The organism is Bacillus sp. 166amftsu, assembly GCF_900107445.1.
Classification (GTDB): domain Bacteria; phylum Bacillota; class Bacilli; order Bacillales; family Bacillaceae_G; genus Bacillus_A; species Bacillus_A arachidis.
Genome location: NZ_FNQA01000001.1, coordinates 753,145 through 778,227 on the forward strand (window position 1 = coordinate 753,145; position 25,083 = coordinate 778,227).

A 25,083-nucleotide genomic window follows, 5' to 3' on the forward strand; every position below is an offset into this window, starting at 1 on the left:
ACCCTCCTCGTTTAGTAAACCGTTTCTTTAAAGAAGAATCCTGTATCTAACGGACGATTTACTGGTTGTATTTCTTCTATTTTTTTATATAAATCGTCTTTCACGCCATAATACGCATCGCGATCTTCTACACATAAATCAATAGCTTTACGATATTTCTTTGTTACTTCGATAATGTATTCAGAGCTTTTTAACACACCGTCAATTTTCAAGCTATTAATTTCAGCATCGATTAATTCATCTAACTCATCAATGAAACAAATATCATTTGGACTCATAATATGAGTACCATTTTCATCCTCATAAATTGGATATTTATTATTACGCTCTGGATCATGTAAGAACATATTCTCTTCATGTTTTTTCTTTTCAATTTCTAGATTACGATCTTGATACTCGAAGTAATTTCCTACTAATGAACGCTTTGATTGGAACATGCATGTCATGCCATGAATTTGCACTTCAACTTCAACTTCAGCGTTTTCCTTTAATTCAACAATTTCATCTAAACTTAATTCACGTGCAAGGACAGCACGTTTGGCACCTTTTCGGCCCCAATAGTTACAGGTGAACCAGTTTGTTGCTGTCGTTTCTGTATTCCAGTGCATTTGCATGCTTGGTGCTACTTCACGTACAGTCATTAATACTGCTGGATCTCCAAAAACAACGGCATCTACATGCACGTCTTGCAAAAATGCAACGTAGTCTTTTAATTCTTCTACTTTGTCGTTATGGAACATAGCGTTCATCGCTACGTATACTTTCATACCATTTTCATGTGCAATGCTTACAGCTTGTTTCACATCATCACGCGTAAACTCTCCCGCTAAACGTAAGCCAAACTTTTGTTCACCGATCATTACTGCGCTTGCTCCTGCTTTTGCAAGAGGTTCAATATCAGCCACCGCTCTTGGCGTTACTAACAATTCAGGTTTTTTCATACCTTTGTCACCCTCTCTTTTTACTCACGGCTACTCCATCACCAATTGGGAAAATGGTTGTATCATATCCTTCATGGTTCATCAGCCATTCATTGTACGTCTTAATACGACGAATCAAACCACGCGTACGTCTATTTTCAATTTTTTCTTTTGTCGCTACAAGTCCATGGTACATCACATTATCTGAAATAATGACACCACCTGGATTTAATAACGGTTCATATAAGTCAAAAAAGCGACGATATTGTCCTTTTGCAGCATCAATAAAAATAACATCAAATGTTCCATGTTCTTTCACTTGTTCGCCTGTTTCTAATGCATCACCATAAATAACGGAAATACGATCTTTTACAGGAGAACGTTTTATATATTCAAGTGCTTTTTCATATCGATCACTATTTCGTTCTACTGTCACAATACGAGAATTAGGGATAGCTTGCATCATACGAATACTAGAATAACCAATTGCTGTTCCAAGCTCTAATATGCTTTTCGGCCCAATTAAACGTAAAAATTGTAACATAAACTCCATTCCAAGACGATCCATAATCGGCACGTGATATTCACTTGCATACTGTTCCATTTCAAGAATCAGTTCCTCTTTTGGATCAATAAATGATAGTAGGTACTCGTTAACTGCATCCTCCATAAATGGTCCTCCTTATTTACATGGAGAAGTGCCTCTATGACGTGGCAATTTCTATCTTTTCACACATAGAATGCAATAAAAATACAAGCCAGCTTCATCCTTAGCTTGTACGTCCCGTTTTGATATTAAAAACGATTCTTCTGCCAGTTTTTAACCCGGTATATTTTATCATAAAAAAGAGGGATATGCGACCCTTTTCGCTCTCCCTCCTATTTTCATTTCTTTTGTGTAATATATTTTTGTTTTAATGCATTGTGTTCTTCTAACGTTTTCGCATAATACACTTCGCCGCTTGGTGCTGCTAAGAAGTAGTAATAATCTGTTTGGGCAGGCTCTAACGCTGCCTGTATAGAATGCTTACCAGAATTCGCAATCGGCCCAACTGGAAGCCCTTTTACAACATATGTATTATAAGGCGAATTTACCTTTAAATCGTCATATAACACACGCTCTTTATGCTTGCCAAGTGCATATAATACCGTCGGGTCTGTTTGTAATGGCATTCCCTTAGCTAAACGATTGTAAAAGACACTGGAAATTTTTTGACGATCTGTAAATCCAGTTGCCTCTTCCTCAATTAAAGAAGATAATGTTAAAAGCTGGTGAACGTCCAACTGTTTTTCTTTCATTTTCTCCTTATTTTGAACAATTAGTGCATTTGTTTTCTCAAGCATTTCTGTAACAATTTCTTCTAAAGTTGTATCTTTTTTGTAGTAAGAATACGTCGCTGGATATAAATAACCTTCTAACGGATATTTAATATTGCCATCAAAGATTTTATTTGTTAATAATACCGGATACTTTTGCTGCATTTTTTGGATAAAAGCCTTATCGTTTAATTGGCGTACAACATCATCTTTATTCCATTTCAGTTCCTTCGCAATTATATCTGCAATTTCAACAATTTGTGCACCTTCTTTAATCGTCAATTTATAAGCAACTGAACGATGGACATTACCCGATGACATTTGTTCCATTACATCATCTACATTCATTGACGAATTTAACAAATATGTACCTGCCTGCAAGTTTTTAGATTTAGCTTTTGCATAGAAACTAAATACTGTACCATTTTTAATAGCGCCTTTTTCTTCTAAAATCTCTCCAATTTTACTTGTAGATGAGCCTTTGGGAATCTCTACTTCAATTTCTTTTTTATTCCCGCTATCAACTGGTTTTAACGCAGATGAAATATACGCATAGACGGACACACAGACCACAAGTAGCGCAATAATTACTATTAAAAAGGCGCGTCTACGCTTCTTCCTCACTTGATTCTCTACCAAAGTTCTTCCTCCTTATTCAATTGTAGACCGTATGTACACACTCTATACAACATCCTACAAAATCGCGACAAATCCACCTATCATTTCTAGACAGGCAATTTATTTTTTCTATAATCTGTCTAATTATACTATAAACAATTATATAGTTTCGACAAAAAATCTGTCATTTTGCACAAGAATACAAAAAAAAGATGGACTGCATGTACAGCCCATCTTTTCAACTAATTACTCTTCGCCCTCTTCTTCTTCAGCAAGCGTGTTAAACATTTCTTGTACCATTTCCCACTCTTCTTCAGATTCGATTGGAAGTAATGTTCCACCTGATTCATCTTCACTTTGCTCATATGCCATTGCATCGTAAATTGGATCTCCATCTTCGTCAACTTCACCAATTGGTGAGAAGACTACATATGATTTATTCCCAAATTTTTCAGCATCAAAAGTGAAAATAATTTCACATAAATGCTCGTTACCTTTTTCGTCTACAATTGTAATTTGATTTTCTTCCATTTTGGTCACCTCTTATTTACTATCTAAATATCCTTGTAAAATCACGACTGCAGCCATCTTATCGATAACTTGCTTTCGCTTCTTTCGACTTACATCAGCCGAAATAAGAAGACGTTCCGCTGCCATTGTTGACAGACGCTCGTCCCACAGTATAACCTCTAGTTGCAGAAGTTCACGCAAGCTTTCAGCATATTGCTGACATGCTTCGCCACGTGAACCGATCGTACCATTCATGTTTTTAGGCAATCCTACTACTATCTTGTCCACATTGTACTGTTTTACTAACTCAGAAACCCGATCAAAACCAAAAATTTCTCGTTCTTCATTGATTTTAATCGTTTCTAAGCCTTGTGCTGTCCAGCCCATTTCGTCACTAATCGCAACGCCGACTGTTTTTGTTCCAACATCTAAACCTAATATCCGCATATACTACTCCTCACGATGTTGTTTCAAATAAGACTTCACAAGCTCTTCAATCAGTTCATCACGTTCTAGCTTGCGGATAATGCTTCGTGCATCTTTATGACGAGGTATGTATGCTGGGTCTCCACTTAATAAATAACCGACGATTTGGTTAATCGGATTATAGCCTTTTTCTTGAAGTGCATCATACACAGTTAAAAGTACATCGTTTACATGGACACTCTGTTTTTCATCTTGAAAATTAAACTTCATTGTTTTATCAAAACCGTCCATTTTAAGCACCTCACTTATAAGTAGTAAGTATAGGGAGAAGAATTTCTCCTCTCCCTACTATTGTACACTACTCTCTCTTTATTTTGAAACAGATTTAACGTACTCTTTGACAAATGCTAAAGCTTCATCTACTTGTGCTGGGTTTTTACCACCTGCTTGAGCCATATCAGGACGGCCGCCACCGCCACCGCCGCAGCGGGAAGCAACTTCTTTCACAAGTTTACCTGCATGGTATCCTTGGTTGATTAAATCTTTCGTTACACCTGCTAAGATATTCACTTTGTCATCACTTACAGCTGCTAATACAACCACCGCAGACTCAAGTTTATTCTTTAGGTCATCCATCATTGTACGTAAGTTATTCATATCTGCAACATTCACTTTTGTTGCTAATACATTCACTCCATCAACCGTAAGAACTGAATCTGTTAAGTTTCCAGCCTCAATGTTGCTTAATTTCGCAGCAAGAGATTCATTCTCTTTTTGAAGTTGCTTCACTTCAGCAAATAGACCATCTACTCTTGTTAAAATATCTTTTGGATTTGTTTTCATTTTACCTGCAGCTTCTTTTAATAAACCTACTTGATCGTTCATTAATTCGTATGCTGCTTTACCAGTTACAGCCTCAATACGGCGTGTTCCTGCACCGATACCAGACTCAGCAACAATTTTGAAAATACCAATAGAAGCTGTGTTATCAACGTGGCAACCACCGCAAAGCTCTAAGCTGTAACCACCTACTTGTACAACGCGTACAACATCTCCGTATTTTTCACCAAATAATGCCATTGCACCCATTGCTTTTGCTTCTTCGATTGCTTTTTGAGAAATCTCAACATCAATACTTTCCCAAATTTTTTCGTTTACGATACGCTCAATTTTTTCTAATTCGTCAGCTTGTACTTGACCGAAGTGAGAGAAGTCAAAGCGTAAACGTTCTGATGTTACAAGAGAACCAGCTTGGTTAACATGTGTTCCAAGTACATCTTTCAATGCTTGGTGTAAAATATGCGTTGCTGTATGGTTTTTCACAACACTGCTACGGTTTTTCGTATCAATAACAGCTTTTACAGTCGCTTCTTTCGTTAATGTACCTTCTTCAACAACAATTTTGTGTAAGTTTTGACCATTTGGTGCTTTTTGTACGTCTTTTACAAGAACTTTCACACCGTCAGCAAGAAGGTAACCACGGTCTGCAATTTGTCCACCGCTCTCAGCGTAGAATGGTGTTACATCAAGCATTAATTGTCCTTCATCACCCGCTTGTAAGCTATCTGTGTACTCGCCGTTCTTCACAAGTGCAATAACATTACTTTCTGTAGCAACTGTACCATAGCCAACGAATTCACTAGCTACTTTAATTTCTCCAAGCACACCGCCCTGAACTTGCATAGAATCAACGTCTTGACGAGCAGCACGTGCACGCTCACGTTGTTTTTCCATTTCAGCTTCAAAACCTGCATGGTCAACTGTCATACCAGCTTCTTCTGCATATTCTTCTGTTAATTCAATTGGGAAGCCATATGTGTCATATAGACGGAATGCATCTACTCCAGAAATAACAGTTGTTTTCTCTTCTTTCGCTTTTGCAATTACTTCTGCTAAAATCGCTTCGCCATCATGAAGTGTTTCATGGAAACGCTCTTCTTCGTTTTTCACAACTTTTGCAATGAAATCTTTCTTTTCAAGAACTTCTGGATAGAAGTCTTTCATTACCTCTCCAACAACTGGTACTAATTCATACATAAATGGACGGTTAATGTTTAATTTCTTCGCATAACGAACCGCACGGCGTAATAAACGACGTAATACATAGCCACGGCCTTCGTTAGAAGGAAGAGCTCCATCACCAACAGCAAATGTTACTGTACGGATATGATCAGCAATTACTTTAAATGCCATATCTTTCTCTACATCGCCACCGCGATACTTCTCACCAGAGATTGATTCTGTTGCCCCAATCATTGGCATAAATAGGTCTGTATCAAAATTTGTAGGTACATCTTGAACGATAGATGTCATACGCTCTAGACCCATCCCTGTATCGATGTTTTTCTTTGGAAGTGGTGTATATGAGCCATCTGGATTATGGTTAAATTGAGAGAATACAAGGTTCCACACTTCTAAGTAGCGCTCGTTTTCTCCGCCTGGGTACAACTCTGGGTCACTAAAATCGTTACCGTAAGCTTCTCCGCGGTCATAGAAAATTTCTGTGTTCGGTCCACTTGGTCCTTCACCGATATCCCAGAAGTTTTCTTCTAAACGAATAATGCGCTCTTTCGGAACACCCATTTTTTCATTCCAAATTGTAAATGCTTCTTCATCTTCTGGATGAATTGTAACAGATAGTAACTCTTTATCGAATCCAATCCATTTTTCGCTTGTTAAGAATTCCCAAGCCCATGTAATTGCTTCTTCTTTAAAGTAGTCACCGATTGAGAAGTTTCCTAACATTTCAAAGAATGTATGGTGACGAGCTGTTTTCCCAACGTTTTCAATATCATTTGTACGAATTGATTTTTGTGCATTCGTAATACGTGGATTTTGCGGAATTACACGACCATCAAAGTATTTCTTTAATGTCGCTACACCACTGTTAATCCATAAAAGAGATGGATCCTCATGCGGAACTAATGATGCACTTGGTTCAATTGCATGCCCTTTTTCCTCAAAAAAGTCTAAAAACATTTGACGAATTTGTGCGCCTGTTAATTGTTTCATCTATATTTCCTCCTTTAAGAAATTCCATAAAAACAAAAAACTCCCGTCCCTATAAAAGGGACGAGAGTTAACTCGCGATACCACCCTAATTATGAAATAAAAAGCGGAAGCGTCTCGCTTAAAAGCGGAAGAAATTGAACCAGTCGAACTGAAAGACGTTTTTTGTCTTTCCGTGAGATTGGGAAATTTCGGAGCTTTTAGACGCTGAAGCTAGATTGCATACTGTAATATGCATTTATTTCATCACCTCATGGTGCCGTAACGTGGCAAGACGGCAGGGATTAGCTGCTCTCAGGATTAGCGTTCTGTCACCCTTCATTTAAAACTTCTTTCAGCCGATGGAAGTTTCTCTCTAAAAATGGACTGTGACATACTCGTTCCGTCATCGATTTTAAATCATATATGATAACATTTTATGATATAAACGTATGTAAGTTTATACTATATGCCAAAATTGTAGCGAATCCGTTTCCATTTGTCAATGTTTCCAGAGCGGCTTTATATGAACAACGACTGTTCGAATCACCGCTAAAATAGGAACTGATATGAGAAGACCTACAATTCCAGCTATTTCCCCTCCAACAAGTAATGCGAGCATAATAATAACCGGGTGCATACGTAACGATTTCCCAACAATATACGGAGATAAAATATTACTTTCAACAAATTGCAAAACGGCAAGTGCAATACTTGCTTTAATAAAAAGATTTGTGGATATCGTTGCTGCAATCATCAATGTCGGAATCGCCCCTAAAATAGGACCAAAGTACGGGATTATATCAGTAACTCCAACAATGATTCCTAATAATAGCGGATACTTCATACCAATAAACCAAAATGAAAGAGCAGACACTCCTCCTAAAACTAAACAAACAAATAATTGCCCTCGAATATAACTTCCAAGTGACTTATCAATCTCCTTCGCCAACATCTGCCCCGTACTACGCCATTTACTCGGAACCATCTTCCAAAAGATATGATAAAATTCCCCATAATCTTTCAATATGTAAAATACAATAAATGGAATCAAAAAGATGATAAGCAATGAATCTAATACACCACGTGCTGTACTCATCACTTTATTTAATAACGCTTGTATCTTCATTTCAATTCCAATAAAAATCTGATTTACTTTCTCATGAATAAATGATGGGAAATTGTCTGTCTGTTCTGTCACACCGTCCATCCAAGAATCATACATTTTCATAAACTGCGGGAATTGCTTATTAACTTCTTGTAACTGCGCAATCACAATCGGTGTCCCTTTATAAATCCCATAACCGAGACCACCAAAAAAAAGAATATAAATCAGCAAAATAGCAAGTGTACGTGGCATTCCCTCTTTATGCAATTTTTCAATTAAGGGATGCAGCAAATAAGCGATAAAACAAGCAATCAAAAATGGTGTAATTGCTACTTTAAATACGAATATAATCGGTGCCCATAATGGTTTAATTTTTAAAAAGACAAGCAAACATAGAAACACTAATAATAATAACCCTAATCGATAAATCCAAATAATTTTAAGATTCTTCAAGCGAAAAACCTCCTCTCCCCTTATTTTGAAAAGAAATAGGGAAGGTTATGTGCAAAACTTTTAAAAAAATAACCGGACTAAAATAATTTCATACGGGCCATACTGTTTTTTAAAAACTTACATATATTTAACCTAATACGAACAAGCTCTTAAGTCAGCTCGAACATAGGGGAGGAGATATAAAATGATTTGGTTCATGCTCATCCTTTCAGCACTTTTTATGATACTAGAATGGATTTGTATTGGATTTGGTATTTGGAAGGGATTCTTCACACGTTCAACGCGAAAGGAACGTGCAAAACAGCTATGGTATTATGGGGTTCTTGGTATTGGATGTTACGGGCTTTCTTATCTTTTTTCTGAAATTGGACTGTTTTATTTATATACAAGTACATGAAAAAACTCCCTAATAAATAAGGGAGTTCTTCACTTTATAGAAATGATTATAGATATGATTTAATCATTTTACGCGCTCTTTTCATATTTCGTTTGGAAAATACGTCTTGTTTACGTGCATATTGATACGCTGCAGCCCCAATACCTAATGCGATTAATGAATTGCGTACGTTCAAAGTAAATCCCCCTTTTGATTATCCGATAGTTCGTTCATTCTCATCAAATAAATCATCAAGAGAACTAAGCGAGCCATCTTCCTCTACTTGATGCGTATGGATTTTCCCCTTTGAAACCGATAATTCAATATAACAGTTCCAGCAATAAAATTGGTTGACACCTATTTTCCCAATATCTTTTCCTTTGCAATTTGGACAACTGAACATATGGCTTTCATCTCCTTACAGTCTCCCAGATCCTATTCGCCATTATGTCCAAACTGCATTCATTTATACATACTAGAACTGCCTTATACTTTCAAAATAACGCTTTCTATATTGAAAGTTTCACTATATAATTTCACCTTGTTACATAAAATCATACGGTGAAATGTTTTCCACATCCATCTCCTGACCATCAATTGTAACCATTTGTACTTCCTCTTTTGATTCCTGCAAGCGATCCGCTAATGTTGTTTGCCGCATTGAATCATCAAGACGATTCACACCTGATTGAAAGGCTGATTCTTCTCCGCAAATAATTAAAAACTTTTTACTTCTCGTAATAGCTGTATAAATTAAATTACGACGCAGCATGCGGTAATAGCTCTTTACAATCGGCATAATTACAATTGGGAATTCACTTCCCTGTGACTTATGGATTGAACAACAATATGCATGCGTAATCTGATTTAAATCTGGCTTTATATATGTTACTTCAATCCCGTCAAATGAAATAACAATCATATCTTGTTTCTCGACATTCTCCTTTGCATAAAAGACAGAAACAATTTCTCCAATATCACCATTAAACACCTGGCTTTCTGGTTGATTTACGAGCTGCAGCACTTTATCACCGACACGGTACACGACATCACCATAAGCAATTTCTCTACTCTTTTCTTTTTTTGGATTAAAGACCTCTTGCAGCGCTTCATTTAACACATTAATCCCTGCCGGTCCGCGGTACATAGGTGCTAATACTTGTACATCTCTTGCACTAAATCCTTTCGCTTTTGCGTTTTCACATACTTGCTTTACAACCTCAACAATTTGAGTACCTGAGCAACCAATAAACGAACGATCTTTTTTATTTTGTGCTAAGTCTGGTGGAAGCGTTCCATTTTTTATTGCATGGGCAAGTTGAATAACGGATGACCCTTCTGCTTGACGGTAAATCTCTGTTAACTTCACTGTCGGAATCGCCCCAGCATCTAATAAATCCTTCAATACTTGCCCTGGCCCTACAGATGGCAATTGATCTTCATCACCTACAATGATGACTTGAATATTTGTTGGTAATGATTTAAATAGTTGATTTGCAAGCCAAATATCAACCATTGAAAATTCATCGATAATAAGTAACTTCCCTTGCACCGGATCCGTTTCATTACGCTGGAAAGATCCTTCTGGCGTCCATCCAAGTAAACGATGAATTGTACAAGCAGGAAGTCCTGTCGACTCACTCATTCGCTTCGCAGCGCGGCCTGTCGGAGCTGTTAACAAAATCGGAAACGGATTATCATCACTATAATCTTTCGGATTTAATGATAAACCATGCAAGGAAGCGTACATTTCGACGATTCCTTTAATTACAGTTGTCTTCCCTGTGCCCGGTCCACCTGTTAATAGCATCATCGGCTTATGAAGAGCAGTTTGGATGGCCTCTTGTTGAAACGGCGCATACTGTACTTTTAGCTGCTCTTCAATTTTCCCTAACGTTAATAGTACTTCTGCTTCAGGAAACGAAGGTGTCTCTTCTTGATTCATGAGACGGCGAATTGATTTGACAACGCCCTTTTCAGAATAAAACAGAGATGCCAAATAAATACGCTCGTCTTCGATAATGACTTTCCCTTCTCCTTGCATCATTTCAACACACTGCACTACATCTTCTTCTGCCACAGCGCTTTCTTGCTTATTTAAAAGTGACATTGTTTCTCGAACAAGTTGACCTTTTTCCATAAATACATGCCCATCTTGCAGTGAAACATTCTCTAGTGTATAGAAACATCCCGCACGTACACGGTCATTATGATTCCCTGATATACCAAGCGCTCGTCCTATATCATCCGCTCTTCCGAATCCTATACCATCTACTTCCTCAATCAGTTGATACGGATTGTTCCGAATTACCTCAAGCGTCATTTCTTTATACTGCTGATAAATCTTAATCGAGAGCTTCGTTCCAAAACCATAACCATTTAAAAAGCTCATGACTTTTTCAAGACCCTGGTGTTCAATAATTGTGTCATAAATCTCTTGTGCTTTCTGCTTATTTACAACACCTTCTAATGCAGCAGGGTCGTCCATAATTTTAGAAATTGCATGTTCCCCAAGATAATCAACAATCTTTTCTGCTGTTCTCTTCCCAATTCCTTTAAATAAATCACTTGCTAAATATTGCACCATACCTGTTTTGGTTTGGGGTAACTCTTTTTTAAATGTTTCAACTAAATATTGTTTTCCGTACTTTGGATGGTCTTTAAAATGCCCTGTTAATGTAAATACTTCGTCTTCATGCATACGGGGAAAGTGACCGTTGATCATCACTCTTTTTTCGTCATATGTTTCATTTGTTTCAATGATTTTCATACTGACAACGGAATAGAGGTTTTCTTCGTTGTGGAAAATGGTATGAAGAACTTGTGCTTTTATAAATTTTTGCTCTTCCTCAAACAAATCCATTGCATGTTGATTTCCCATATCGCCTCTCCTTTCCGGTTTTTCTCACTCTAACGAGCAGTACAGCCCCCACCTTTCTCCTTCACAATCAGATGAGGGGTAACTGCACGTTAAAATCTAATTTTTATTCGCCTTCTTGCTCTAATAAACGAATACCATTCCCTGCTAAAAAGTGATCTGGCTGAATTTCAGTCGCCTTCTTAAATAAGGCAAGTGCTTTCTCATTATTTTCTTCAAATACGTAAGCAACACCTAAATTATAATACGCATCTGCATGCTCTTCGTCCATTTGTAATACCTTTTCAAAATAAGGTTTTGCGTTTTGAATATGCTCTAGTCGTGCAAAGCATAATCCGCATTGGAATACTGCTTCTACATCTGACTCATCAAGTTCAGCTGCTCTTTGTAAAAACGGCAGTGCAAGAAGATCATTTCCAAGCTGTACATGTGTAATCCCAAGCATAAATGTTACATCAGCTGATTGTAACCCAGCTTGCATAGCTTGTTCAAAAGCAACTTTTGCTTCTGAAAATTGTTCTTGTCCATAATATATGTTTCCGAGTCCATAATAGGCGGCAACTGATTTTTCATCTAATTCTAACGCGCGTTTATAAAATAAAATTGCACGCTCGCTATCGCCTAACACATCTAATAAATTCGCGAAATTAATGTATCCAAGCGCATCTTTCGGATTTTCTTCAATTGCCTCTGTAAAGTTTTTAGCTGCTTCTTCCCAGTTTCCTTCTTGCATATATTGAATGCCTGTTTCAAGCTTATTTGACATGTTCCTCACCTCTACAACAAATTATAACAAAGAATCTATTTTCCGAGCGAACAAAAATTCGCTCTTAAAAAAAGAAACCTCTGACCGCGAATCGGCAGAGGCTCTCATTTTTACCCTAAATAATCTAATTTCTTGCCACTACGATATACTTCATCAATCGTCGCGCCGCCTAAACATTCATCTCCATCATAGAAAACAACTGCTTGCCCGGGCGTAATGGCACGAATTGGTTCATCGCAAAGGATACGAACGGTATTCTCGTCAACAATTTGAACCGTTACCTTGTTATCTTCTTGACGATAACGAAACTTCGCTGTGCATATAAATTCTTTCTCTTTCGCCCTATTGCTTACCCAGCTTACATTTGTAGCAATAACTTCATCTCCGTATAAAAGTTCATTGTGGAATCCTTGATCAACGTATAAAATGTTTTCTTTCAAGTTTTTTCCAACAGCGAACCAAGGATCACCATTACCACCAATACCAAGGCCATGACGTTGTCCAATTGTATAGTACATTAAACCGTCATGTTTCCCTTTTACTTCGCCAGATAATGTTTGCATCACACCTGGCTGAGCTGGTAAATAGTTGCTTAAGAAATCTTTAAAGTTACGTTCACCGATAAAGCAAATACCTGTACTATCTTTTTTCGTCGCTGTTGCTAAACCAGCTTCCTTCGCCATTTCACGAATTTGTGGTTTCTTTAATTCGCCTAATGGGAACATTGTTTTTGATAGTTGCTCTTGGCTTAATTGATTTAAGAAATATGTTTGATCCTTATTATCATCAACACCGCGGAGCATTTTATATTCGCCGTCGATATAAGCAACACGTGCATAATGACCTGTTGCTACATAATCCGCACCAAGCGCGATTGCATGCTCTAAAAAGGCTTTAAACTTAATTTCTTTATTACACATTACATCTGGGTTTGGCGTACGACCAGCTCGGTACTCATCTAAAAAATACGTAAATACTTTATCCCAATATTGCTTTTCAAAGTTTACTGCATAATATGGGATGCCAATTTGATTGCACACTTCAATTACATCGTTATAATCTTCCGTTGCTGTACAGACACCATTCTCGTCTGTATCATCCCAGTTTTTCATAAAAATTCCGATTACATCATAGCCCTGCTTTTTTAATAACATCGCTGCTACTGATGAATCAACGCCACCGGACATTCCGATGACAACACGTGTTTCGTGAGGTAGTTTGTTCATCATGTCACCTCCTATGCTAGTCTTGTGTTAATCGCTTCACGATTTTCACTGTTTCGTACGCTGCTTTTTCCACTTGTTCTTTCGTATTCCCAAGCCCAAAACTAAAACGTACGGATGAACGTATTTGATCGGAATCTTTTCCAAACATCGCTACTAGCACATGCGACGGGTCAATAGAACCAGCTGTACATGCAGAACCACTCGATACTGCAATCCCTGCCAAGTCTAAGTTTACAAGAAACGGCTCAATATCCATTCCTGTAAAACTTACATTAAACACATGTGGTAAGCGATGTTCTAAGTTTCCGTTTACCTCAAAAGTAATGTCTTCTTTTTGAAAGACAGATACCATTATATCTTTAAATCCTTCATATTGGGCAATTTTTTGCTCACGGGTTGATTCTGCCAACTTAACAGCTTGCTCTAGCCCAACGATGCTAGGTACATTCTCAGTACCTGCACGGCGTTTTCGCTCTTGTTCCCCGCCTGTTAATAACGGTTCAAATTTCACAGCTGTGCTAGCATATAAAAACCCTACACCTTTTGGACCATTAATTTTATGAGCAGATATAGATAATAAATCAATACCCATGTCCTTCACATCAATCGCTGTTAAACCATAGGCTTGTACAGCATCTGTATGAAAATAAGCTTGATGCTCTTTCAACAGTTCTCCGATTTCTACAATCGGTTGCACCGTACCAACTTCATTATTCCCAAACATAACAGATACAAGAATTGTTTCATCTGTTAATGCCTCTTTCACATCAGAAATTTGAACACGGCCCGTTTCATCAACTGGTAAATACGTCACTTTGAAACCTTCTCGCTCTAACACTTCACATGTATGCAAAATAGCGTGATGTTCAATTTGCGCCGTAATAATGTGCTGTCCTTTATTGCGATTTGCACGCGCTACACCTAAAAGCGCTAAATTATCAGCCTCTGTACCACCGCTTGTAAAAATAATTTCATTTGGATTTGCATTGATGCTGCGTGCACATGTACGTCTCGCTTCATCTACCGCATGACGAGTTTGGCGTCCATAAAAATGAATACTAGACGGATTACCAAATATTTCTGTCATATATGGAATCATCTTTTCGACTACTTCTGGGTGAGCCGGAGATGTCGCAGCATGATCTAAGTAAATGCGTTCCATCAGATCTCCTTCTTTCCAAATCGTTTCACAAGGAATTAAATGTAAAACATATAACCCCCATGATTTTCTTCTTCATAGCGTACTAAATCTTCTAAAGTTGTACTATCTAATACTTCTTGTACCGCATCACGAACACGCATCCATAACTGACGCTGTGCTGGTTCTTCCTCTTCTATCATTTCAACAACGCTAATCGGACCTTCTAAAACTCTAATAACATCGCCTGCTGTAATGTTGACTGGTTGATCCGATAATACATAACCACCATATGCACCTCGCGTACTTTTTACAAGACGAGCGTTACGAAGTGGAGAGATTAATTGCTCTAAGTAATGTTCAGATAGGTCATGTGCCTGCGCAATTGATTTTAAAGAAATTGGGCCTTCGCCAAACTTTTTCGCAAGATCGATCATAATTGTTAAGCCATAACGGCCTTTTGTTGAAATTTTCATCTATTTCGCACCTCTTTTCAAAAATTCACTTCTATTAGTTAAATCTTTATTCGTAAGAAGAACACAATATAAAAATCAAAATCCTATGAAATTATAGCATAATATAGTATTATAAGAAATTTCAACTTGTGTATTCAAAATCATAACACAAAATCACATTGAAAAACTCGGAAATTATTACAATAAAGAGAAAATTAAAAATATTAATCAAGACTCCTTATATAAAATTGCATCACATTTCAGTTTTTCACGAAAAAGATGATACCATAGAATAAGATTATACATTAAGGGAGACGGTCATGATGAAACAACCACTCGCACATCGAATGCGCCCGGTAAACATTACAGAAATAATCGGACAGCAGCATTTAGTTGGTGAAGGGAAAATTTTATGGCGAATGGTGCAGGCAAACCATTTTCAATCGATGATTTTGTATGGTCCACCCGGCACAGGAAAAACATCAATTGCTAGTGCAATCGCTGGCAGTACAGGGACGCCGTTCCGCCTATTGAATGCAGTGACTCACAATAAAAAAGATATGGAAGTTGTCGTGCAAGAAGCAAAGATGCACCGCCACCTTGTTTTAATTTTAGATGAGGTCCACCGCTTAGATAAAGCAAAACAAGACTTTCTCTTACCACATTTAGAAAGCGGGCTTCTTACATTGATTGGTGCAACAACAAGCAACCCATTCCATGCAATTAACTCCGCTATCCGTAGCCGTTGTCAAATCTTTGAACTACACGCACTAACAGAAGATGATATTTTAATTGGTCTAAAACGAGCGCTTGAAAATAAAGAAAAAGGTTTAGGTGAATATCATGTAACTGTTACAGATGAGGCCTTTCGTCACTTTGCAAATGCATCAGGTGGAGATATGCGCTCTGCTTATAACGCCCTTGAGCTCGCTGTTTTATCTAGTTTTACAACAGATAATCAAGCGGTAGAAATCACACTGGAGATTGCAGAAGAATGCTTACAAAAGAAAAGCTTCGTTCATGATAAAGGCGGAGATGCTCATTATGATGTCTTATCAGCGTTTCAAAAGTCAGTGCGCGGAAGTGACGTGAACGCTGCACTTCATTATTTAGCGCGCCTTATTGAAGCTGGAGATCTACAAAGTATCGGGAGACGTCTTCTTATTATGGCATATGAAGATATTGGACTTGCTAGTCCTCAAGCTGGACCACGGACGCTCGCTGCCATTGAAGCTGCAGAACGCGTCGGATTTCCAGAGGCTCGCATTCCACTTGCCAATGCAGTTATCGAACTTTGCCTTTCTCCAAAATCAAATTCAGCATACAAGGCGCTTGATGCTGCGCTTCACGACTTACGAAATGGACAAACAGGCGATGTACCAAGTCATTTAAAAGATAGTCACTATAAGGGTGCTGAATCATTAGGTAGAGGCATTGGATACTTATATCCGCACGATTATCCGAATGGATGGGTACAGCAACAATACTTACCCGACAAAATTAAAAATAAGCAATATTATAAACCGAAAACGACTGGAAAATTTGAACAAGCACTTTCAAGCGTATATGAAAGATTGCAAAGTTCGCATAAAAGCAAACCAAAAGGGTAATCTAAGCGAAAACGACATCATAATGGAGGTTTCGCTTATGAAAACACGCCAAGATGCATGGACAGGAGAAGATGATCTCCTTTTAGCAGAAACCGTTTTACGACATATTCGCATAGGAAGTACACAACTAAAAGCGTTCGATGAAGTCGGTGACAAATTAAACCGCACTTCTGCCGCTTGTGGCTTTCGTTGGAATGCTGAAGTCAGACAAAATTATGAGGACGCCGTACAGCTCGCTAAGAAGCAGAGAAAAGAGTTAAAGCGTTCTGAAGCAAATGTAGAAAAAGAACAACTATTACAACCAAAACAAAAAAAGAAAGTCGTAATTGATGTTGAATTTTCCGAAGAACCTGTTTCTAATAAACATTCTCTTACAATGCAAGATGTAATCTCATTCTTGCAAAACTTAGGACACAATCATCCTCACTTAGAAAAGATACAAAATGAAAATGAAGACTTGCATACAAAGCTTGTCTCCTTACAAAAAACAAACGATGAACTAGAAGTCAAACTAGCAGCTTTAACGAAAAAACAACAAGCAATCGAAGAAGATTATGCAATGCTTGTTAGAATTATGGACCGTGCTCGAAAACTTGTGCTAGTAAATGAACAAGAGGATCAAATTGCTCCTATTTTTAAAACAGATCAGAACGGGAATTTAGATATTATATATTCAGCGGAAAATTAAAGAACTTCCCACCTAACATGAAAAGGTGGGAGTTTTTTTATATAAAAATTAAAAAGCGCATACTCCCAGTGGAATATACGCTTTTCCCTAATTATTCTTGTCCCACACGTTTCACTTCTACATTCTTTAAACGTTCACGCACAACATGGCTCGCCATAATTAAGCCTGCCACAGATGGTACGAATGCATTTGAGGAAGGTGGTAATTTCGCTTTACGAATTTTTGCATTTTCGTCTGGAACGATTTCTTTACGCACCTCTTCGCGAATTACAATTGGGTTTTCGTCAGAGAATACAACTTTTACACCCTTTTTAATCCCTTCTTTACGAAGCTTCGTACGAATTACTTTCGCAATTGGGTCTGTATGTGTTTTTGAAATATCCGCAATACGGAAACGAGTTGGATCCATTTTGTTTGCTGCACCCATACTCGAAATCATTTTAATCTTACGTCGTAAGCATTGTTTAATTAAATGAATTTTGAACGTAATTGTGTCTGATGCATCCACTACGAAATCTAAACCATGCTTAAAGAAATCTTCATACGTTTCTTCTGTATAGAACATTTCTAATGCAATAACTTCACAATCTGGATTAATATCAGCAATACGCTCTTTCATTAGCTCTACTTTTGAACGTCCTACAGTAGAAACTAATGCATGAATTTGACGGTTTACATTTGTAATATCAACAACGTCTTTATCAACTAATACAAGGCGTCCTACGCCAGAACGTGCTAATGCTTCTGCTGCAAATGAGCCTACGCCGCCAATTCCTAAAATACCAACTGTACTATTTTTTAATATTTCAAGGCCTTCTTTTCCGAAGGCTAATTCATTACGTGAAAATTGATGTAACATGCGTTCTACACTCCTATTACAAAAATGGTCTACCATGTATTCTAGCGTTTTTCCGACTATTTGTATAGAAAAAGTTACACAACTACTAAAAATACCTTTCTAACAAGAAAAATACACAGAATCCCTAAAAAAAACTAGATGCGGTTAGTATACCCCATCTAGTTTCCGTTCTTACTTCTCTTCTTTTACGTTTAACTGTAAGCTAAGTTCTTCAAGCTGCGCTTCTGCAACTGGGCTTGGCGCATCTGTTAACAAGCAACTTGCGCTTGCTGTTTTTGGGAATGCAATTGTATCACGAAGGTTTGTACGGCCTGCAAGTAACATAACAAGACGGTCTAAACCTAATGCGATTCCACCATGTGGTGGTGTACCGTATTCGAACGCTTCTAATAAGAATCCAAATTGCTCTTGCGCTTCTTCTTGAGAGAATCCAAGTGCTTTGAACATTTTTTCTTGTACATCACGCTCATAAATACGAAGTGACCCACCGCCAAGCTCATAACCGTTTAATACAAGGTCATATGCTTGTGCACGCGCTTTTTCTGGTGCTGTTTCTAGTAACTCTACATCTTCACGGAATGGCATTGTGAATGGATGGTGTGCCGCGAAGTAGCGATCAGCATCTTCATCATACTCAAGAAGTGGCCAATCAGTTACCCATAGGAAATTAAATTTGTTTTCGTCGATTAACTCAAGTTCTTTCCCTAAGCGTAAACGAAGTGCGCCTAAGCTATCTGCAACAACGCTCTTCTTATCTGCAACGAATAATAATAAGTCGCCTGCAGCTGCTTCTAATGTATTCATTAACACACTTGCATCTTCTTCACCGAAAAATTTCGCGATTGGTCCTTTTAAGCCATCTTCTTCAACTTTTAACCAAGCTAAACCTTTTGCACCGTATACTTTTACAAATTCAGTTAATGCATCGATATCTTTACGAGAATATTTACTCGCTGCACCTTTTGCATTAATTGCTTTTACTTGTCCTCCGCTTTCTACAGCGCTTGTGAATACTTTGAATCCACATCCTGCTGCAAACTCAGATAGGTCAGTAAGCTCCATTGCAAAGCGTGTATCTGGCTTATCAGAACCGTATCGAGCCATTGCATCCACATATGTCATACGAGGGAATGGCGCGTTAATTTCTACACCTTTTGCATCCTTCATCACTTTCGTCATCATGCGTTCCATCATTTCTAGAATTTCTTCTTGTGTTAGGAATGATGCCTCGATGTCGATTTGTGTGAATTCTGGTTGACGGTCCGCACGTAAATCTTCATCACGGAAACAACGTGCTACTTGATAATAACGCTCAAATCCACCGACCATAAGAAGCTGTTTAAATAGCTGCGGAGATTGAGGTAATGCATAAAACTCACCATCATGCACACGGCTTGGTACTAAATAGTCACGTGCACCTTCTGGTGTACTCTTTGTTAAGATTGGTGTTTCGACTTCTAAGAATTCTTCTGAATCTAAGAAGTTACGAATTGTTTTTGTTACATCATGACGCATTTTAAATGTGTTATACATAACAGGACGACGCAAATCTAAATAGCGATATTTCAAACGAACATCTTCTGATGCATCTGTATCATCTGTAATAATAATTGGCGTTGTTTTTGCTGCATTTAGTACATTTACTTTTGTAGCTTGTACTTCAATACGCCCAGTTGCCATATTGTCATTAATTGCACCTTGTGCGCGCTCAACAACTGTTCCTTCTACGTGAAGCACGTATTCGCTACGAATTGTTTCTGCTACCTCTAGTGCTTCTTTAGATGTTTCCGGGTTAAATACAACTTGCACAATACCTGTACGGTCACGTAAGTCGATGAAAATTAATCCACCTAAGTCACGACGCTTCTGTACCCAACCTTTTAATTGAACGGTTTGTCCAACTGCTTCTACTGTTACTTTTCCACATGCATGTGTTCTTTCAGCCACTATGAGTTCCCCCTATATTAATTTCTCTGCCACGTATGAAGCGAATACATCTAATGCAACTTCTTCTTGCTCACCTGTTGCCATGTTCTTTAAGTTAATGATGCCTTTATCAAGCTCATCTTCCCCTAATACAGCTACAAATTTCGCATTCAAACGATCTGCTGATTTAAATTGTGCTTTCATTTTACGATCTAAATAATCCTTTTCAACTGATAACCCAGCCCTGCGAAGATCAAACGCAACTTTTGCAGCATGATCTTTCGCTTTGTCCCCAAGTGCTACAACATAGCAATCAATGTTCTGTTCAATTGGAAGCTCAATGTTTTCAGCTTTTAATGCCATAATTAAACGCTCAATACTCATCGCAAAACCGATACCAGGCATTTCTGGACCACCGATTTCTTGTACAAGACCGTTATAACGACCGCCACCACTTAATGTTGTAATTGAGCCAAACCCGTCTGCTTCACTCATAATTTCAAAAACAGTGTGCTGATAGTAATCTAAACCACGCACTAGGTTCGGATCTTTTTCAAACGGAACACCCATCATTGTTAATAGTTCTTGTACTTTTTCATAGTACGCTGTTGATTCTTCATTTAAGTATTCTGTAATAGATGGCGCCGCGTCCATTAATTCATGATCACGATCCTTCTTACAGTCTAAAATGCGAAGTGGGTTTTTCTCTAAACGAGATTGGCAATCAGAACAGAACTCGCCAATGCGAGGTTCGAAGTGAGCAATTAACGCCTCACGGTGCGCTTGACGACTTGCTGAATCACCTAAACTATTTAAAACAACTTTAATGTTTTTTAAGCCCATACCGCGGTAAAACTCTACAGCAAGTGCAATTACTTCTGCATCGATTGCAGGATCGTTACTACCGATTGCTTCGATACCGAATTGTACGAATTGACGATAGCGGCCTGCTTGTGGTCTTTCATAACGGAACATTTGACCGATGTAATATAATTTCGTAGGTTGCGTCGCATCACCGTACATTTTATTTTCAACGTAAGAACGTACAACAGGTGCTGTTCCTTCTGGACGAAGTGTTAAGCTACGCTCTCCACGATCTTGGAATGAGTACATTTCTTTTTGTACGATATCTGTTGTATCACCAACACCGCGTAAAAATAATTCTGTGTGCTCAAAAATTGGTGTACGAATTTCTTTATAGTTGTAACGACGGCAAATTTCGCGTGCTTGCCCTTCGATATACTGCCATAACTCAACACTACCTGGAAGAATATCTTGCGTTCCGCGTGGGATTTGAATAGACATATTCAGTTCCTCCTCAAATTGTTTTAATCTTATTAAAAATAAAAAAACTCCCGCCTCTACTGATTATCCAGTAGGGACGAGAGTATTATACCCGTGGTGCCACCCTTATTGAAGCACGTATGCTTCCACTTTTTTAATAACGCTTAAATTTGCGTTCAATCTCTACTAAGCCTATAAGCCGTTCAAGTTGAAACCTACAGAGTGTCATTCAATCAGTCATCATGTAGAAATGTTTTCAGCCTAGGACATTTCTTCTCTTTTCATGTGTATCCAATCTACTCTTCTCTATCATCGGTTCTCTTCATATGTAAATATAAAATTACTATACGTTTGTTCCGGACGATTGTCAAGTGCCCTAGGAGCGTTCAATCTGCTTCTTTAAACGCTTTACATCTTGCAATGAAATACCAAATTCAGATGCAAGCTCCATAGAAGTATTATTTTGTTCTCTTGCAATAAACTCATGAAAATTCACGTTAAATAATTGGTTTGCACCATTTGTAACAGAATGACCTTTTTCATTCATACGCATACGTGTATCCCTCCCAATCAACATGGATGTTTTTACTTCTATTGTTCCATATTGATGAGTCGGTTATACACAAATACGAAAGAGAACCGACTACCGCTTCCATATATCTCTTTTTTTATAAAAACCCCTTTTAAAAAATAAAAAAGAGAGGATAGCGCATCCCCTCTTTTCATTATTATTTACTTTCCAAAATTAAGGTCACCGGACCATCGTTTATTAAAGAAACATCCATCATTGCTCCGAACCTTCCCGTTTCTATGTGCAATCCTTGTTTACGAAGTTCTTCATTAAAGAAATCGTACAAGCGCTCTGCGTAATCTGGTTTCGCAGCACCCATAAAGTTTGGACGTCTTCCTTTACGGCAATCCCCGTACAATGTAAATTGTGAAATAGAAAGAACCTGTCCATCCATGTCTAGTACAGAATGATTCATCTTCCCATTCTCATCTTCAAAAATACGTAAATTTGCAACTTTTTCAGCGATATACGTTGCATCTTGTTCTGTATCTTCATGCGTGATTCCAACTAGCAATGTTAAACCGAACGGAATTTGTCCTACAATTTCACCATCTATTGTAACAGACGCTTCCTTTGATCGCTGTAAGACAACTCTCATAATTTATACACTCCCTATTAATGCATCATGCGGCGTACTGCATAAATTTCTGGAACTCTCTTAATACGCTCTACTACCTTTTTCAAATGATGTAAATTACGAATGGAAATAGACATATTGATCGTTGCCATTTTATTGCGGTCGCTTCTACCTGAAACAGCTGAAATATATGTTTTCGTTTCTGTAACAGCTTGCAGAACTTCATTTAGCAAGCCACGGCGATCATAGCCAGAAATTTCAATATCAACGTTATACTCAATTTCTTTTTCTGGACTACCTTCCCACTCTACTTCTAGTAAACGTTCCTTTGCCTCTTCTGTATGCACATTGACGCAATCACGACGGTGAATCGATACACCACGACCTTTTGTAATATATCCGATAATATCGTCACCTGGAACTGGGTTACAGCATTTTGATAAGCGGATCAATAAATTATCAGCACCACTTACTTTTACACCCGAATCCCATTTACGAATTTTCATCGGTTTACGAACTTCTTTCACTTCCACAACATCTTGTTCTTCGTCACGCTGTTTACGGAACTTGTCCATTAAACGCGTTACAATTTGCGAAGCTGTTATTCCGTTATATCCAACCGCTGCAAACATATCCTCTTCATTCGCAAAGTTGTATTTCTCAGCTACACGTTTTAAGTTGTCAGGCGCTAACACTTCTTTCATCTCGTACTCTAAGCTTCGCACCTCTTTTTCAACAAGTTCGCGACCTTTTTCGATATTCTCATCTCGGCGCTGTTTTTTGAAAAATTGGCGGATTTTATTTTTCGCATGAGATGTTTGAGCAAGCTTTACCCAGTCCTGACTAGGTCCATAAGAATGTTTAGACGTTAAAATTTCAATGATATCACCTGTTTTTAATTTATAATCGAGTGTTACCATTTTCCCATTTACTTTTGCACCAATCGTTTTATTCCCTATTTCTGAATGGACACGGTACGCAAAGTCAATTGGAACAGAACCTAATGGTAATTCCATGACGTCTCCTTTTGGTGTAAAGACGAATACCATATCAGAGAATAAATCAATTTTTAATGACTCCATAAATTCTTCCGCATTAGAAGCTTCATTTTGCCACTCTAGTATTTGACGGAACCATGTTAATTTTTTCTCTAGTGTACCTGTTGTTTCTGCTGCTTTTCCTTCTTTATAAGCCCAATGCGCAGCAATCCCGTATTCCGCAATTTCATGCATTTCTTTCGTACGAATTTGCACTTCAAGCGGATCACCTTTCGGCCCAATCACAGTTGTATGAAGTGATTGGTATAGGTTTGCTTTCGGCATTGCAATATAATCTTTAAAACGACCTGGCATCGGCTTCCAGCACGTATGAATAATTCCTAATACCGCATAGCAATCTTTAATACTATTTACAACAACGCGCACAGCTAGCAAATCATAAATTTCATTAAATTGTTTATTTTGAAGAGCCATTTTACGATAAATACTATAAATATGTTTTGGCCGTCCTGAAATATCAGGTTGAATCGCTACTTCTTTCAGTTTGTCACGAATACCCGTCATGACTTCATCTAAATATTCTTCACGCTCTGCACGTTTCCGCTTCATTAAGTTTACAATGCGATAGTATTGTTGCGGATTCAAATAGCGAAGCGATGTATCCTCTAGCTCCCATTTAATTGTATTAATTCCGAGTCTATGGGCTAAAGGTGCAAAAATTTCTAACGTTTCATTTGCAATACGACGCTGTTTTTCTTGAGGCAAATGCTTAAGCGTACGCATGTTATGAAGACGATCAGCTAATTTGATTAAAATCACACGAATGTCTTGGGCCATTGCAATAAACATTTTGCGATGGTTCTCTGCTTGCTGTTGTTCATGAGATTTGTATTTAATTTTCCCAAGCTTTGTAACACCATCAACAAGCATGGCAATTTCTTTATTAAATTCCCGTTCAATATCTTCTAGTGTAACCTCGGTATCTTCTACTACATCATGCAAAAAACCTGCCGACACTGTAGATGGATCCATGTGTAAATCAACTAAAATACCTGCAACTTGAATCGGGTGAATAATATATGGTTCGCCCGATTTTCTATATTGTTCGCTATGTGCATCACGTGCATATTCATAGGCACGTGCCACCAGCTCAATATCATCGTCCGCTAAATATTGACTTGCTTTCTCGAGTACCTGTTCAGCTGTTAGTACTTGCTCATTTGCCATCGAATCACCTTTTATTGAAAATTGACTTTTCCCTTACTCATTAGAATAAATTTTATTCTATCATTATAACCTAATGATTGTGAATTGTGAAAAGGAAAAGATTTTACTGATATTTCACCATACTTTTTTGTACAATTATACAAAAGTACCCGCTCCTCTCCAAG

At 37.9% G+C, this 25,083-nt stretch carries 24 protein-coding genes and 2 other annotated features; of the genes, 3 read left to right on the top strand and 21 right to left on the bottom strand.

The genetic code is table 11. From position 1 onward, the window contains the following. Window positions 1-11 precede the first annotated feature (11 nt). From BLV40_RS04300 to BLV40_RS04335, 8 genes are all read right to left on the bottom strand, one after another. Window positions 12-941 (bottom strand): peptidase U32 family protein, encoded by a 930-nt coding sequence (locus BLV40_RS04300; RefSeq protein ID WP_090687600.1) that lies wholly within the window; start codon window positions 939-941, stop codon window positions 12-14. A gap of 7 nt (window positions 942-948) precedes the next feature. Further along, complete coding sequence (locus BLV40_RS04305; protein WP_026593463.1) at window positions 949-1,590, bottom strand: O-methyltransferase; 642 nt, start codon at window positions 1,588-1,590, stop codon at window positions 949-951. Between the two features lie 215 nt (window positions 1,591-1,805). Further along, the gene (gene mltG, locus BLV40_RS04310; RefSeq protein WP_026593464.1) at window positions 1,806-2,876 is read right to left on the bottom strand and encodes an endolytic transglycosylase MltG; all 1,071 of its coding nucleotides are present in this window, start codon (window positions 2,874-2,876) and stop codon (window positions 1,806-1,808) included. Window positions 2,877-3,101: 225 nt separating this feature from the next. Next, the gene (locus BLV40_RS04315; protein ID WP_026593465.1) at window positions 3,102-3,386 is read right to left on the bottom strand and encodes a DUF1292 domain-containing protein; all 285 of its coding nucleotides are present in this window, start codon (window positions 3,384-3,386) and stop codon (window positions 3,102-3,104) included. A gap of 12 nt (window positions 3,387-3,398) precedes the next feature. Further along, complete coding sequence (ruvX, locus tag BLV40_RS04320) at window positions 3,399-3,812, bottom strand: Holliday junction resolvase RuvX (protein WP_026593466.1); 414 nt, start codon at window positions 3,810-3,812, stop codon at window positions 3,399-3,401. Between the two features lie 3 nt (window positions 3,813-3,815). Next, the gene (locus tag BLV40_RS04325; protein WP_000348589.1) at window positions 3,816-4,082 is read right to left on the bottom strand and encodes an IreB family regulatory phosphoprotein; all 267 of its coding nucleotides are present in this window, start codon (window positions 4,080-4,082) and stop codon (window positions 3,816-3,818) included. Window positions 4,083-4,160: 78 nt separating this feature from the next. Beyond that, window positions 4,161-6,803 (bottom strand): alanine--tRNA ligase, encoded by a 2,643-nt coding sequence (gene alaS / locus BLV40_RS04330; protein WP_090687603.1) that lies wholly within the window; start codon window positions 6,801-6,803, stop codon window positions 4,161-4,163. A gap of 53 nt (window positions 6,804-6,856) precedes the next feature. After that, window positions 6,857-7,198 (bottom strand) — a binding site (T-box leader). A gap of 83 nt (window positions 7,199-7,281) precedes the next feature. Then, entirely contained in the window at window positions 7,282-8,340 is a 1,059-nt protein-coding gene (locus BLV40_RS04335) for an AI-2E family transporter (RefSeq protein ID WP_090687605.1), read from the bottom strand. A 184-nt stretch (window positions 8,341-8,524) separates the two neighbouring features. On the opposite strand from BLV40_RS04335, the gene BLV40_RS04340 reads away from it, so the two are divergent. Beyond that, window positions 8,525-8,737: a hypothetical protein gene (locus tag BLV40_RS04340; RefSeq protein WP_026593469.1), complete on the top strand. Its 213-nt coding sequence runs from the start codon at window positions 8,525-8,527 to the stop codon at window positions 8,735-8,737. A gap of 46 nt (window positions 8,738-8,783) precedes the next feature. Here BLV40_RS04340 and BLV40_RS04345 read toward each other — a convergent pair whose 3' ends face one another. The 7 genes from BLV40_RS04345 to BLV40_RS04375 form a co-directional block, all read right to left on the bottom strand. After that, the gene (locus BLV40_RS04345) at window positions 8,784-8,912 is read right to left on the bottom strand and encodes a YrzQ family protein (RefSeq protein WP_001102898.1); all 129 of its coding nucleotides are present in this window, start codon (window positions 8,910-8,912) and stop codon (window positions 8,784-8,786) included. Between the two features lie 18 nt (window positions 8,913-8,930). Next, the gene (locus BLV40_RS04350) at window positions 8,931-9,119 is read right to left on the bottom strand and encodes a hypothetical protein (RefSeq protein WP_000490499.1); all 189 of its coding nucleotides are present in this window, start codon (window positions 9,117-9,119) and stop codon (window positions 8,931-8,933) included. 141 nt (window positions 9,120-9,260) lie between these two features. Further along, the gene (locus tag BLV40_RS04355; protein ID WP_026593470.1) at window positions 9,261-11,597 is read right to left on the bottom strand and encodes an SF1B family DNA helicase RecD2; all 2,337 of its coding nucleotides are present in this window, start codon (window positions 11,595-11,597) and stop codon (window positions 9,261-9,263) included. A gap of 103 nt (window positions 11,598-11,700) precedes the next feature. Then, a complete protein-coding gene (locus BLV40_RS04360) occupies window positions 11,701-12,360 on the bottom strand; it encodes a tetratricopeptide repeat protein (RefSeq protein ID WP_090687608.1) in 660 nt (219 codons plus the stop codon). Window positions 12,361-12,470: 110 nt separating this feature from the next. Then, entirely contained in the window at window positions 12,471-13,586 is a 1,116-nt protein-coding gene (gene mnmA, locus BLV40_RS04365; protein ID WP_090687609.1) for a tRNA 2-thiouridine(34) synthase MnmA, read from the bottom strand. 16 nt (window positions 13,587-13,602) lie between these two features. Further along, entirely contained in the window at window positions 13,603-14,748 is a 1,146-nt protein-coding gene (locus tag BLV40_RS04370) for a cysteine desulfurase family protein (protein WP_026593473.1), read from the bottom strand. Between the two features lie 35 nt (window positions 14,749-14,783). Then, a complete protein-coding gene (locus BLV40_RS04375) occupies window positions 14,784-15,200 on the bottom strand; it encodes a cysteine metabolism transcriptional regulator CymR (RefSeq protein ID WP_000704117.1) in 417 nt (138 codons plus the stop codon). Between the two features lie 302 nt (window positions 15,201-15,502). On the opposite strand from BLV40_RS04375, the gene BLV40_RS04380 reads away from it, so the two are divergent. Together BLV40_RS04380 and BLV40_RS04385 are read left to right on the top strand one after the other, a co-directional pair. Further along, window positions 15,503-16,789 carry a replication-associated recombination protein A gene (locus BLV40_RS04380; protein ID WP_090687612.1) on the top strand — a complete coding sequence of 429 codons (1,287 nt, stop codon included), beginning with the start codon at window positions 15,503-15,505 and terminating at the stop codon, window positions 16,787-16,789. 37 nt (window positions 16,790-16,826) lie between these two features. Then, on the top strand, window positions 16,827-17,477 hold the full coding sequence (locus tag BLV40_RS04385) for an RsfA family transcriptional regulator (RefSeq protein ID WP_026593475.1): 651 nt from the start codon (window positions 16,827-16,829) through the stop codon (window positions 17,475-17,477). Between the two features lie 91 nt (window positions 17,478-17,568). Here BLV40_RS04385 and BLV40_RS04390 read toward each other — a convergent pair whose 3' ends face one another. From BLV40_RS04390 to relA, 6 genes are all read right to left on the bottom strand, one after another. Continuing rightward, entirely contained in the window at window positions 17,569-18,336 is a 768-nt protein-coding gene (locus BLV40_RS04390) for a tRNA threonylcarbamoyladenosine dehydratase (RefSeq protein ID WP_026593476.1), read from the bottom strand. A 171-nt stretch (window positions 18,337-18,507) separates the two neighbouring features. After that, window positions 18,508-20,283, bottom strand: a complete 1,776-nt coding sequence (aspS, locus tag BLV40_RS04395; RefSeq protein ID WP_026593477.1) for an aspartate--tRNA ligase — start codon at window positions 20,281-20,283, stop codon at window positions 18,508-18,510. Window positions 20,284-20,295: 12 nt separating this feature from the next. Continuing rightward, a complete protein-coding gene (gene hisS, locus BLV40_RS04400; protein WP_026593478.1) occupies window positions 20,296-21,567 on the bottom strand; it encodes a histidine--tRNA ligase in 1,272 nt (423 codons plus the stop codon). Window positions 21,568-21,636: 69 nt separating this feature from the next. Continuing rightward, window positions 21,637-21,868: a binding site (T-box leader), on the bottom strand. A gap of 54 nt (window positions 21,869-21,922) precedes the next feature. Further along, complete coding sequence (locus BLV40_RS28395; protein ID WP_003200475.1) at window positions 21,923-22,099, bottom strand: hypothetical protein; 177 nt, start codon at window positions 22,097-22,099, stop codon at window positions 21,923-21,925. Between the two features lie 175 nt (window positions 22,100-22,274). Next, window positions 22,275-22,715: a D-aminoacyl-tRNA deacylase gene (gene dtd, locus BLV40_RS04410; protein ID WP_090687615.1), complete on the bottom strand. Its 441-nt coding sequence runs from the start codon at window positions 22,713-22,715 to the stop codon at window positions 22,275-22,277. 17 nt (window positions 22,716-22,732) lie between these two features. Then, window positions 22,733-24,919 (bottom strand): GTP diphosphokinase, encoded by a 2,187-nt coding sequence (relA, locus tag BLV40_RS04415; RefSeq protein WP_026593480.1) that lies wholly within the window; start codon window positions 24,917-24,919, stop codon window positions 22,733-22,735. Window positions 24,920-25,083 lie beyond the last annotated feature (164 nt).

Excerpts from the sequence above, each read along its gene's own strand:
- BLV40_RS04300 (WP_090687600.1), bottom strand. The coding sequence starts at position 941 with ATGAAAAAACCTGAATTGTTAGTAACGCCAAGAGCGGTGGCTGATATT.
- BLV40_RS04305 (WP_026593463.1), bottom strand. The coding sequence starts at position 1,590 with ATGGAGGATGCAGTTAACGAGTACCTACTATCATTTATTGATCCAAAA.
- BLV40_RS04315 (WP_026593465.1), bottom strand. The coding sequence starts at position 3,386 with ATGGAAGAAAATCAAATTACAATTGTAGACGAAAAAGGTAACGAGCAT.
- ruvX (WP_026593466.1), bottom strand. The coding sequence starts at position 3,812 with ATGCGGATATTAGGTTTAGATGTTGGAACAAAAACAGTCGGCGTTGCG.
- BLV40_RS04325 (WP_000348589.1), bottom strand. The coding sequence starts at position 4,082 with ATGGACGGTTTTGATAAAACAATGAAGTTTAATTTTCAAGATGAAAAA.
- alaS (WP_090687603.1), bottom strand. The coding sequence starts at position 6,803 with ATGAAACAATTAACAGGCGCACAAATTCGTCAAATGTTTTTAGACTTT.
- BLV40_RS04340 (WP_026593469.1), top strand. The coding sequence starts at position 8,525 with ATGATTTGGTTCATGCTCATCCTTTCAGCACTTTTTATGATACTAGAA.
- BLV40_RS04350 (WP_000490499.1), bottom strand. The coding sequence starts at position 9,119 with ATGTTCAGTTGTCCAAATTGCAAAGGAAAAGATATTGGGAAAATAGGT.
- BLV40_RS04355 (WP_026593470.1), bottom strand. The coding sequence starts at position 11,597 with ATGGGAAATCAACATGCAATGGATTTGTTTGAGGAAGAGCAAAAATTT.
- BLV40_RS04360 (WP_090687608.1), bottom strand. The coding sequence starts at position 12,360 with ATGTCAAATAAGCTTGAAACAGGCATTCAATATATGCAAGAAGGAAAC.
- mnmA (WP_090687609.1), bottom strand. The coding sequence starts at position 13,586 with ATGAACAAACTACCTCACGAAACACGTGTTGTCATCGGAATGTCCGGT.
- BLV40_RS04370 (WP_026593473.1), bottom strand. The coding sequence starts at position 14,748 with ATGGAACGCATTTACTTAGATCATGCTGCGACATCTCCGGCTCACCCA.
- BLV40_RS04375 (WP_000704117.1), bottom strand. The coding sequence starts at position 15,200 with ATGAAAATTTCAACAAAAGGCCGTTATGGCTTAACAATTATGATCGAT.
- BLV40_RS04380 (WP_090687612.1), top strand. The coding sequence starts at position 15,503 with ATGAAACAACCACTCGCACATCGAATGCGCCCGGTAAACATTACAGAA.
- BLV40_RS04385 (WP_026593475.1), top strand. The coding sequence starts at position 16,827 with ATGAAAACACGCCAAGATGCATGGACAGGAGAAGATGATCTCCTTTTA.
- BLV40_RS04390 (WP_026593476.1), bottom strand. The coding sequence starts at position 18,336 with ATGTTACATCAATTTTCACGTAATGAATTAGCCTTCGGAAAAGAAGGC.
- hisS (WP_026593478.1), bottom strand. The coding sequence starts at position 21,567 with ATGTCTATTCAAATCCCACGCGGAACGCAAGATATTCTTCCAGGTAGT.
- BLV40_RS28395 (WP_003200475.1), bottom strand. The coding sequence starts at position 22,099 with ATGCGTATGAATGAAAAAGGTCATTCTGTTACAAATGGTGCAAACCAA.
- dtd (WP_090687615.1), bottom strand. The coding sequence starts at position 22,715 with ATGAGAGTTGTCTTACAGCGATCAAAGGAAGCGTCTGTTACAATAGAT.
- relA (WP_026593480.1), bottom strand. The coding sequence starts at position 24,919 with ATGGCAAATGAGCAAGTACTAACAGCTGAACAGGTACTCGAGAAAGCA.